The sequence below is a fragment of the uncultured Microbacterium sp. genome, from assembly GCF_947632095.1.
Taxonomy (GTDB): domain Bacteria; phylum Actinomycetota; class Actinomycetes; order Actinomycetales; family Microbacteriaceae; genus Microbacterium.
The window spans coordinates 40,748-51,367 of record NZ_CANROA010000013.1; the positions used below are offsets into that span (position 1 = coordinate 40,748).

Annotated in this window: 10 protein-coding genes; 7 read left to right on the forward strand and 3 right to left on the reverse strand. The window is 66.3% G+C overall.

The window, feature by feature from the left end:
- Positions 1 to 16 precede the first annotated feature (16 nt).
- Positions 17 to 2,110: a S9 family peptidase gene (locus Q0Z66_RS05645; protein ID WP_298038765.1), complete on the reverse strand. Its 2,094-nt coding sequence runs from the start codon at positions 2,108 to 2,110 to the stop codon at positions 17 to 19.
- A 154-nt stretch (positions 2,111 to 2,264) separates the two neighbouring features.
- Between Q0Z66_RS05645 and Q0Z66_RS05650 the strand changes: the two genes are divergently transcribed.
- From Q0Z66_RS05650 to Q0Z66_RS05660, 3 genes are all read left to right on the forward strand, one after another.
- Positions 2,265 to 3,635 carry an inorganic phosphate transporter gene (locus tag Q0Z66_RS05650; protein WP_298038768.1) on the forward strand — a complete coding sequence of 457 codons (1,371 nt, stop codon included), beginning with the start codon at positions 2,265 to 2,267 and terminating at the stop codon, positions 3,633 to 3,635.
- The gene (locus tag Q0Z66_RS05655) at positions 3,632 to 3,967 is read left to right on the forward strand and encodes a peptidase (RefSeq protein ID WP_298038771.1); all 336 of its coding nucleotides are present in this window, start codon (positions 3,632 to 3,634) and stop codon (positions 3,965 to 3,967) included. Before Q0Z66_RS05650 ends, Q0Z66_RS05655 begins: the two co-directional genes overlap by 4 nt.
- 67 nt (positions 3,968 to 4,034) lie before the next feature.
- Complete coding sequence (locus tag Q0Z66_RS05660) at positions 4,035 to 5,489, forward strand: aspartate ammonia-lyase (protein WP_298038773.1); 1,455 nt, start codon at positions 4,035 to 4,037, stop codon at positions 5,487 to 5,489.
- 40 nt (positions 5,490 to 5,529) lie between these two features.
- Here Q0Z66_RS05660 and Q0Z66_RS05665 read toward each other — a convergent pair whose 3' ends face one another.
- Positions 5,530 to 6,399, reverse strand: coding sequence for a fumarylacetoacetate hydrolase family protein (locus Q0Z66_RS05665; RefSeq protein WP_298038774.1), 870 nt, complete (start codon positions 6,397 to 6,399; stop codon positions 5,530 to 5,532).
- A gap of 279 nt (positions 6,400 to 6,678) precedes the next feature.
- Between Q0Z66_RS05665 and Q0Z66_RS05670 the strand changes: the two genes are divergently transcribed.
- From Q0Z66_RS05670 to Q0Z66_RS05680, 3 genes are all read left to right on the forward strand, one after another.
- Positions 6,679 to 7,692 carry a PrsW family intramembrane metalloprotease gene (locus Q0Z66_RS05670; RefSeq protein WP_298038775.1) on the forward strand — a complete coding sequence of 338 codons (1,014 nt, stop codon included), beginning with the start codon at positions 6,679 to 6,681 and terminating at the stop codon, positions 7,690 to 7,692.
- Positions 7,693 to 7,900: 208 nt separating this feature from the next.
- Positions 7,901 to 8,269 carry an FKBP-type peptidyl-prolyl cis-trans isomerase gene (locus tag Q0Z66_RS05675; RefSeq protein WP_298038778.1) on the forward strand — a complete coding sequence of 123 codons (369 nt, stop codon included), beginning with the start codon at positions 7,901 to 7,903 and terminating at the stop codon, positions 8,267 to 8,269.
- 143 nt (positions 8,270 to 8,412) lie between these two features.
- On the forward strand, positions 8,413 to 8,967 hold the full coding sequence (locus Q0Z66_RS05680; protein WP_298038781.1) for a YceI family protein: 555 nt from the start codon (positions 8,413 to 8,415) through the stop codon (positions 8,965 to 8,967).
- A gap of 27 nt (positions 8,968 to 8,994) precedes the next feature.
- Here Q0Z66_RS05680 and Q0Z66_RS05685 read toward each other — a convergent pair whose 3' ends face one another.
- On the reverse strand, positions 8,995 to 10,278 hold the full coding sequence (locus Q0Z66_RS05685) for an MFS transporter (protein ID WP_298038783.1): 1,284 nt from the start codon (positions 10,276 to 10,278) through the stop codon (positions 8,995 to 8,997).
- A 148-nt stretch (positions 10,279 to 10,426) separates the two neighbouring features.
- Between Q0Z66_RS05685 and rpsO the strand changes: the two genes are divergently transcribed.
- Positions 10,427 to 10,620: 30S ribosomal protein S15 (gene rpsO, locus Q0Z66_RS05690; RefSeq protein WP_298038784.1), on the forward strand; the 194-nt coding region annotated here is incomplete at its 3' end.

Sequence of the window (10,620 nt, forward strand, 5' to 3'; positions counted from 1 at the left end):
TCATCGTGGACCGGAGTCAGGCCAGGCCGAGCACGTCGAACATCCAGGCGAGTTCGAACGCCCGCTCCTTCCAGGAGTTGTAGCGGCCGCTGACACCGCCGTGGCCGGCAGCCATCTCGCACTTGAGGAGCACGTCCGCCGCGCCGGCCTCCCGCAGCCGGGCGACCCACTTCGCGGGCTCGACGTACAGGACGCGGGTGTCGTTGATCGAGGTCATGGCGAGGATGCGCGGGTAGGCAGCGCCCTCGCGGACGTTCTCGTAGGGGCTGTACGACTTCATGTACGCGTACACGTCCGCACCGTGAAGAGGGTCGCCCCACTCGTCCCATTCGATAACTGTCAGGGGAAGAGACGGGTCGAGAATGCTCGTCAGCGGATCGACGAACGGCACGGATGCGAGGATTCCGGCGAACGCTTCGGGCGCGAGGTTCGCGACAGCCCCCATGAGCAGGCCACCGGCGCTGCCGCCCTCGGCGACCAGACGATCGGCGCTGGTGACGCCGCTGTCGATGAGGTGCTGTGCGCAGGCCACGAAGTCGGTGAAGGTGTTCTTCTTGGCCAGGAGCTTGCCGTCCTCGTACCACTGCCTGCCCATCTCTCCGCCGCCGCGTACGTGCGCCACGGCGAAGATCACGCCGCGATCGAGTTCGCTGAGGCGGGCCACGGAGAATCCGGGATCGATGGAGTGCTCATAGGACCCGTATCCGTACAGGTGCACGGGACGGGTCTCGTCGCCGGGGGAGCCGAAGGACGTCTTCCACACGAGGGAGATCGGCACACGTGTGCCATCGGACGCTGTGGCCCATCGCCGCTCCTGCGCGTAGGAGCCCGGCTCGAAGCCCCCCAGCACAGGCTGGCGCTTGCGCAGCACGAGGTCGCGGGTCGCGAGATCCAGGTCGTACACGGTGCTGGGCGTGACGAACGAGGCGTACGCGAGGCGGAGGAACGGCGCATGCCACTCCGGGTTCCCGGCGGGCCAGGCGGAGAACAGGGGCTCCTCGAAGGCGAGTTCCTCGACGGTATCCGTGGCGTAGTCGAGAAGTCCGATCCGCTCGAGGCCCTCGCTGCGATAGGCGAGGACCGCGAAGTCGCGGAAGCAGTCCGCATCCAGCAGCCGACGCCCCGGCGTATGAGGCACGACGACCCGCCGCTGACCGCGGGGGTCGGCGGCGGAGACCGAGACGAGCTCGAAGTCGAGTGCGTTGTCGTTGTGCAGGATGTAGAGCCGGTCCTCGCCGTCGACCACGGCGTGCTCGAGCGAGTATTCGACGCCCTCGGTGCGTGGCCAGACGAGCCGGGGCTCGGCGGTGATGTCGCCGGCGAGGTCGACGAGATACTCCTCGCTCGTGACGCTCGAACCGACGCCGATGACGAGGTAGCGGTGGCTGCGGGTGATCCCGGCCCCGAGCCAGAATCGCTCATCCGGCTCGTGGAACAGCTTCACGTCGTCCGCGACATCGGTGCCCAAACGGTGCAGCCAGAGGGTGTCGGGGCGCCAGGCCTCGTCGCGAGTCGTGTAGATGATGGCGTTGCCGTCGGGAGTGAAGAAGCCGCCGCCGGTGCGGGGGATCTCATCTGCGAGCGTCTCGCCGGTGGTGAGGTCGCGCACCTTGATCGTGTAGAGCTCATCGCCCTCGTAGTCGGGTGCCCACAGCAGCCTGGTCGCGTCGTCGGAGGTCGCGAAAGAGCCGAGGGAGAAGAACTCGTGCCCCTCGGCCTCGGCGTTGCCGTCGAGCAGGATCTGCTCGCCGGGCACCGGGACGCCGGGCTCGAGGACCGGGGGAGTCCAGTCGTCCGGCGCAGCAGCGGCTCGGCAGTGGATGCTGTACTGAGCGCCCTCTTCGCTGCGGCTGTAGTACCACCAGTCGCCGCGGCGGGTCGGGACGGAGAGGTCGGTCTCCTGGACGCGCCCCTTGATCTCCTGGAAGATCTGCTCCCGCAGCGGCTCCAGATGAGCCGTCATGGCATCGGTGTGCGCGTTCTCGGCGTCGAGGTGGGAGATGAGCTCGGGGGACTCCTTCTCGCGCATCCACTCGTAGGGGTCGTCGAAGACATCCCCGTGGTGGGTGCGGAGCTGGGAGCGGCGGGCGGCAATCGGAGCATTCGTCACGAGTCAACGCTAGCCGCTGTCGAGTTGACCGGAGGCGATGTCGGTGCGAGGATTTATCGGGGCCGGTTAACGGAAGAAAAACCCGCGGTGAACTCTTCGTTCGTCACGCCGATCACGTCGGCATCTCCCTTCTTCGTCGAACCGAAAGCAAACGGTGGAAACCGCAGTCCTCATTGTCGTGCTGGTCATCTTGCTGGCACTCTTCTTCGACTTCACCAACGGCTTCCATGACACCGCGAATGCGATGGCCACGCCCATCGCGACCGGTGCTCTGAAGCCCAAGACGGCCGTCCTGCTGGCCGCGGTGCTCAACCTCATCGGCGCATTCCTGTCGACAGAGGTCTCCAAGACCGTCTCGCACGGCATCATCAACGAGGCCTCGATCCTCCAAGCCGGCGCCGAGCTATTCCTGGCCGTGATCTTCGCCGGTCTCATCGGCGCGATCACCTGGAACATGCTCACCTGGCTCCTGGGGCTGCCCTCCAGCTCCTCGCATGCGCTGTTCGGCGGTCTGATCGGCGCCACGCTCGTCGGCGTGGGATTGGGCGGCATCGACTTCGGCATGGTGCTCTCCAAGATCGTTCTGCCTGCGCTGATCGCGCCGCTGACGGCGGGAATCATCGCGTTCGCCGCGACGAAGATCGCCTACTCGGTCACGCGCCGCTACGACGGCAAGCCGGATGGCCGCGACGGCTTCCGCTGGGGACAGATCTTCACCTCGTCGCTCGTGGCGCTCGCGCACGGAACCAACGACGCGCAGAAGACCATGGGCGTCATCACCCTCGCCCTCATCACGATCGGCTGGCAGAGCTCCGATCACGCCGATCCGTACCTCTGGGTCATCATCGCCTGTGCCGTGACGATCGCGCTGGGCACGTACCTCGGTGGCTGGCGCATCATCCGCACGCTCGGCAAGGGCCTCACCGACGTCAAGCCGGCGCAGGGCTTCGCGGCGGAGAGCTCGACGGCGGCCACCATCCTCGCTTCCAGCGCGCTCGGATTCGCCCTGTCGACCACGCAGGTCGCCTCCGGCTCGGTGATCGGTTCCGGCCTCGGTCGCCGCGGCTCGGCTGTCCGCTGGGGCACCGCCGGGCGCATCGCCATCGGCTGGCTGCTCACGCTGCCCGCTGCCGCGTCCGTGGGCGCCATCGCGGCGCTCATGGTCGTGTGGCTCGGGAACTGGGGAGTGGCGATCGACGCGGTCCTCGCGCTGGTCGTCATCATCGGCCTGTACCTGCGCTCGAAGGTCAACGCGGTCACGCCCGACAACGCGATGAGCGATGTCGCCGAGTCCGGTCACGCGATCGAGCTTCCCGAGAACCCTCCGCCGACGCGTCGTCAGCAGCGCATCCTCGATGCCAAGGCCGAGGCGAAGGCGCGCGCGAAGGCGAAGGCCGACGCCCGTGAGAAGGCGAAGGCCGACGCGAAGGCGAAGGCCAAGTCCCGTGACAAGAAGGCGAAGAAGCAGGCGGCGAATGCCGCCGAGGACTCCTCTCCGGCAACCGACAAGGAGGCCGGCGCATGAGCGTGGTCATCGACTGGGATGCGTTCCTGCACGTCTTCATCGCAGCTCTCCTCGGAGCAGCGGCGATCGTCACCTTCTATGCGCTGGGGTTGCGGTTGATGGTTCGCGCCGGGCACGCACCGGTGGTCACACCCGTCGAGTTCACCGATGCGATCGCGGTGATCAGCGAGAAGGAAGCACGGCGCGCGGCCAAGCAGGCGGCGAAGCAGGCGAAGAAGAGTCCGCTCACCGAGGGGCAGAAGAAGCTCTCCCTGTGGGGCGCGTACGGCTGCTTCGCGGTGTGCGCCATCGCTGTGCTGGCCGGGATCATCATCATCGTCGTGGGTCTCTGACCCTCAGCATCCTGCGGGCGTAGACTGGCGATATCCCTGATTTCGCCACGACCCACAAGGATGTGACATGGCTTCTGCCGCGCCCACCCGTACAGAGACCGACTCCCTCGGGAGCATGGAGATCCCCGCTGAGGCGTACTGGGGCATCCATACTGCTCGAGCCGATGCCAACTTCCCGATCTCGAAGCGGCCGATCTCGGTCTATCCCGATCTGATCCGGGGCCTGGCCATGGTCAAGCAGGCCAGCGCCCGTGCCAACAAGCAGATCGGCGTGATCGACGCACAGCGCGCTGACCTGATTGATGCCGCCGCGCAGCGCGTCATCGACGGGGAGTTCCACGACCAGTTCACAGTCGGCGTGATCCAGGGCGGTGCGGGCACCTCGACGAACATGAACGCGAACGAGGTCATCACCAACATCGCCCTCGAGATGGCGGGGCGCGAGAAGGGTGACTACGCCTTCCTATCCCCGATCGATCACACGAACCGGAGCCAGTCGACCAACGACGTCTACCCCACGGCGATCAAGATCGGTCTCTCGCTCAATCTGCGCTCGCTCCTCGACGAGCTGGATCTGCTCCGGCGCTCATTCCTGGGCAAGGCGGTCGAATTCCACGATGTCCTCAAGGTCGGACGCACCCAGCTTCAGGATGCCGTGCCCATGACCCTGGGACAGGAGTTCCACGGTTTCGCGACCACCCTCGACGAGGATCAGTCGCGACTGTCCGAGAACGCCAAGCTGCTGTTCGAGATCAACATGGGCGCGACGGCGATCGGCACGGGGATCACGACCCACGTCGACTACGCCCCGGCGGTGCTTCGGCATCTGCAGGAGATCTCCGGCCTGCCGCTGGAGACGGCGACCGACCTCGTCGAGTCCACCAGCGACACGGGCGCTTTCATGTCGTTCTCCTCGTCGCTCAAGCGCAACGCCATCAAGCTCTCGAAGATCTGCAACGACCTGCGTCTGCTCTCCTCCGGCCCGCAGGCGGGCTTCGGCGAGATCAACCTTCCCGCCAAGCAAGCGGGCTCCAGCATCATGCCGGGCAAGGTGAACCCGGTGATCCCCGAGGTCGTCAACCAGGTCGCCTTCGCCGTGGTCGGTGCCGACACGACGGTCACGATGGCGGTCGAATCCGGTCAGTTGCAGCTGAACGCCTTCGAGCCGGTGATCGCTCATTCGATCTTCCAGTCCATCACTTGGATGCGCCAGGCGATGTGGACGTTGCGCGTGAACTGCGTCGACGGGATCACGGCCAACGAGGGTCGCCTGGGCGCGATGGTCGGCGCCTCGGTCGGCGTGATCACGGCGCTGACGCCGTTCATCGGCTATTCGGCGGCCGCGGCTCTGGCGAAAACTGCGCTGTTGACGAACCGCAATGTCGCGGATCTGGTGGTCGAGGCCGAGCTGATGTCGCGCGAAGAGGTCACGAAGCAGCTGTCTCCGGCACGGTTGTCGGGCCTGGAGGCGGTCACCTCGGCGATCACCGTGATCCCGCCGGAGGACATGATCCAGATCTGAGGGGCGTTGCGCCCGGGGGGAACCCCGGGCGCAACGACGATCAGCCGTAGATGCGGCAGTGCGTGGTGAGCTCGCCGATCCCGTCGATTCCGACGGTGACGGTGGAACGGTCGCGCAGGAAGATCTGCGGTTCGCGGGAGTATCCGGCGCCGCCGGGGCTTCCGGTGGAGATCAGCGTGCCCGCCAGAAGGGTCGCCGACTGGGACAGGTGGGCGATCAGCTTCGAGACGGGACGAACCATCTTCCCGGTGCTCGCATCCTGCACGGTGTGGCCATCGACGACGGTCCAGATATGCAGGTCCTGCGGGTCGGGGATCTCGTCGGCGGTGACGACGACGGGGCCGGTGGGGGTGAAGCCGTCGAAGGACTTGCACCGCGACCACTGGGCCTCGGCGAACTGGATGTCGCGCGCTGTGATGTCGTTGACCACCGTGTAGCCCCACACGTGGGCGAGCGCGTCGCCCTCGGCGACGTCGTGCGCCGGCTTTCCGATGATCACACCGAGCTCTGCCTCGTAATCGATCGATTCGCTGAGGCTGCGCGGCCAGCCGGTGGTCGATTCGTGCCCGGTGAGGGAGTTCGGCCACAGGTTGAACACGGTCGGCGCCGTGTCGGTCTTGAGCCCCAGCTCGCTCGAGTGCGCGGCGTAGTTCAGGCCGATCGCAATGACGACGGGCGGGTTCAGCACGGCGGAGGCGTAGATCTGTTCGTCGACGGGATGGCGCGGGGCATCGTTGTCGCGCAATGCCGCGCGCACCTGCTGGAGTGCGTCGTCGCCGCCCTCGATGAGGTCTTGCAGGGTCCGCGGGGCGGGGGAGATGAGATCGGCTACGAGGATGGCGTCGGTGTCGTCGATGACTGCGAGATGGATCTCGTCATGCTGTGAGCGGCGCAGATGGGCGAAACGCATGTCTCTACGCTACCGGTGCCGGTACCGGGGAAGGCTGGTGAGTACCTCTAGGCTTTTCATATGACTCTCGGAGGACCGTCACATCCGCATCACGCTTCGCAGCCCGGTGCGGGGCCGGTCGCTCCGAGCAGCTGGCCGTATGCTTCGCCGCTGGCTCAGCCGGCCCTGTACACGCCGCCGGCCCCGGCCCCGGCCCCGTCCGCTGCGCTGCCGCCGATGCCGGTTCCCGCGCGCGCTGGGCGCTCCGCGTCTGTCTGGCTATTCGGCATCCTGGGATTCGTGCTGATCGTCCTCACGGGATATTTCATCTGGGCTCTGGGCATTATCGCGTCCGGCATCGGGCTGCTTCTGGCGCTGGTGCCCTTGGCCATCGTCTTCCTCGGCGTTCGGCTCATCGATCGGTGGGAGCCGGAGCCGAAGTCTCTCATCGCGTTCGCGATCTGCTGGGGTGCCATTGCAGCGATCGCGATCACCCTGCTGGTTGATCTGGCGATCACGCTTGCGATAGGGATGCGCGCCGAGACGCTGAGTGCGGTGATCCAGGCGCCCGTCGTCGAGGAGCTGGCCAAGGGGCTCGGCATCTTCCTCGTGTTCCTGATCGGCCGCCGTGCTTTTGACGGTCCTATCGACGGGATCGTGTACGGCGCTCTCATCGGCGGCGGCTTCGCCTTCACGGAGAACATCCAGTACTTCGCGATCAGCCTCATCGAGGGCGGGGGAGCACATCTGACGGCGACATTCGTCCTGCGTGGCCTGATGTCTCCCTTCGCGCATGCGATGTTCACCGCTCTCACCGGCTTCGCGATGGGCTTGGCCGCGCGTCGGCATGGGACGCGCACTGCCGTTCTACGGGCGGGGACGATCGGTGTGATCGGGGCGATGCTCCTGCATGGGTTCTGGAATGGCTCGACGATCTTCGCGGACTTCATGTGGCTGTATGTGACGCTTCAGGTGCCGCTGTTCATCGGGTTCATCCTGGCGATCGTGGCGCTGCGCAAGGAGGAGGCGCGTGTGACGCGCGAGCGGCTCGGCGAGTATGCGCAGGCCGGTTGGTTCACTCCGGAGGAGGTCACGATGCTCGCGACGCCCAACGGTCGGGCGGCGGGCCTGCGATGGGCGGCTTCGCTGCGGGGGGATCGTCGGATGCTGATGAAGCAGTTCATCAAGGATGCGACGGCACTGGCGGCCGTGCGCCAGCGGGCGATCACGGGACGCGATCCCCTGGCTCCTGCGGATGAGCAGGCGCTGCTGGTGCGCACCCGCGCGACGCGCGCGGCGCTGCTCGCGTACTGATCCCTTCTGCGGGCACCGGAGGAAAGACTCAGCGCCCGGTGCTGCGGCGATGCCTGCGAGTCTCCCGGGCGCTGAGTTGATCTGACACCAGGGTGCCTCGCCCGTGCGAGGAAGTCAATACCCCTCCGGGGCGATCCGGTCGGGGTGTTCGCTCTCGGCTGTCGCTGTGGCGTTGACCGGGGCCTTCGTGCTCGGGTTGTATGGAGTCATGACTGATCGCACAAAGCCTGAGTTCGACGCACCCTCCGGTCCCGCTCCCGCAGAGCTCGTCATCCGTGACATCATCGTGGGCGACGGCGCTGAGGCGAAGCCCGGCGACACCGTGACGGTTCACTACGCCGGTGTCGAGTACGACTCCGGGGAAGAGTTCGACTCCTCCTGGGGTCGTGGCGAGACCATCCAGTTCCCGCTGCGCGGACTGATCCAGGGCTGGCAGGAGGGGATCCCCGGCATGAAGGTCGGCGGACGCCGTGAGCTCGTGATTCCGCCGCACCTGGCCTACGGTCCGGCCGGGGCCGGCCATTTCCTTTCGGGGAAGACCCTCATCTTCATCATCGATCTGGTCGCCGTCGGCTGATCAGCGCGATGCTCATCGGCTCTGCTCCCGTCTCCGGTGAGCAGGGCCGAATTTTTTTACACGAAACCGGAATATATTCAATCGCATAAGAGTTGTCCCTCGGTGAACGCCGACATTCGGCCCCGACGCTTGAAGGAGAAACCATGAGCACCATCGACATCCCCGGCTACCGCTCCGGCACCTGGATCCTGGACCCCTCGCACAGCGAGGTGACCTTCAGCGTCCGCCACATGATGATCTCGAAGGTGCGCGGCACCTTCGGCGTCAAGAGCGCAACGCTCGTCGCGCCGGAGAACCCGCTGGAGACATCGGTCACGGCGTCCGTCGACGTCGCCTCGATCGACACTCAGGATGAGGGACGCGACGGCCACCTGCGCTCCGCCGACTTCTTCGACGTCGAGAATCACCCGACGATGGAGTTCGTCTCCACCGGCGCCCGCGTCGAGAACGGCGACCTGCTCATCGATGGAGACCTGACCATCCGCGGCGTTTCGAAGCCCGTCACGTTCGAGCTGGACTTCGGCGGCTTCGGTCAGGACCCCTACGGCAACTACAAGGCGGGCGCGTCGGCGAAGACGGTCATCAACCGCGAAGACTTCGGCCTGACCTGGAACGCAGCGCTCGAGACCGGCGGTGTTCTCGTCGGCAAGGAGATCACGATCGGCCTCGATCTGCAGGCGGCGCTGCAGCAGGACTGAGGTCGTTCTTCGAGGACCCCGGGCCAATCAGGGCTCGGGGTTCTCCGCGTCGTAGGAGCGGAAGCGCGGTGTCAGCCGCACGAGCAGGGCGACGAGCGCGATCACGGCGAACCCGCCCAGCAATGGTGGGAACCAGAGTGCCGTGACGGTCGTGAGTGCGCCGACGTAGAGGGCGCCGACGCGCGGGCCGCCGGTGACGACGATGATGAAGATGCCCTGCAGGCGCCCGCGGATGCTGTCGGGCACCGAGGATTGCATCATCGTGTTGCGATAGATCGCGCTGACGTTGTCGGATGCTCCGGAGACGGCCAGGGCGATGCATGCGGCGATGATCAGGCCGATGTTCGCCGTGTTCTCGCTCACGGGAGGCAGCGCGGTTCCGGCGAGGAGCACAGCGCCGAAGGCGAGGATCGACAGGCCGTAGACCTGGACGGCCCGTTGGATGCCACGGCCGTGCCATCGGTACCGGACGATTCGACCGGAGAACAGGCTTGACAGGAAGGTGCCCACGGCCACGGCGGCGGCGAGGGCGCCGGTCGTGATCGCTCCGCCTCCGAGCAGGACAGTGCCGAGCGCGGGGTAGAGGGCCACGGGCTGACCGAAGGTCATGGCGGTGATGTCGATCAGGTACTGCATCCGGATGTTCTTCGCGCGCTTGAGGAACTGCCAGCCGTCGATGAGCGACGCCAGCCCTGGTTTGACGATGACACCCTCCGGGCGAAGCGGGGGCAGGGTCCACAGGCCCAGGAACATCGCCGTCATCAGGACGACGTCGATCGTGTAGGTCCATCCGTATCCGGTGGTCGCTACGAGGATGCCTGCGAGGGCCGGGCCGACCATGACCATCATGCCGATCGTGATGCCGTGCAGGGCGGCTGCCGGAGCGAGCAGGTCGCGGGGGAGCAGGCGCGGGGTGATGGCGCTGCGGGTTGCCATTCCGACGGAGTTGGCGGCGGCATTGACGACGCTGAGGATGTACAGCCACCAGATCGTCTCCATGTGCGCCCAGGTGAGGATTGCGAGCATCAGGGTGGAGGCGAAGGTGATGACGGCGGCGATGAGTGCGACGATGCGCCGGTCGAAGGCATCCGCCAGCATGCCGCCGTAGAGGCCCGCGATGATCATCGGGACGAGGCCGGCGACCGCGACCATGGAAACGGCGAACGTGCTGCCGGTGAGATCGAAGACGTGCAGCATGATGGTGACGAGCGTGAGCTGCCCGCCGAGGCCGGCGAGGGTGGAACCGATCCACATGCGGGTGAAGGGGGCGCTCGCTCGGAACGGGCGCAGATCGATCAGGGCGTTGTGCACTCATCGAGGCTATCTGCTGGACCCGGTGTCCTCTGCGCCGCCCCGGTGCTGGTAGACTTTCCAGGTTGCCGTTTGATCGGCCGCGGATAAAGAGAGTCCACGCATCAGGCGTCGGGCGCCGCGCAATGAGTGAGAGGGGATCGAATTTATGGCACTGGAAGCAGACGTCAAGAAGGCGATCATCGAAGAGTACGCGACGCACCCCGGTGACACCGGTTCCCCCGAGGTGCAGGTTGCGATGCTGTCGCAGCGCATCAAGGACCTCACTGAGCACCTCAAGGAGCACAAGCACGACCACCACTCGCGTCGTGGCCTGTTCCTGCTCGTCGGTCAGCGCCGTCG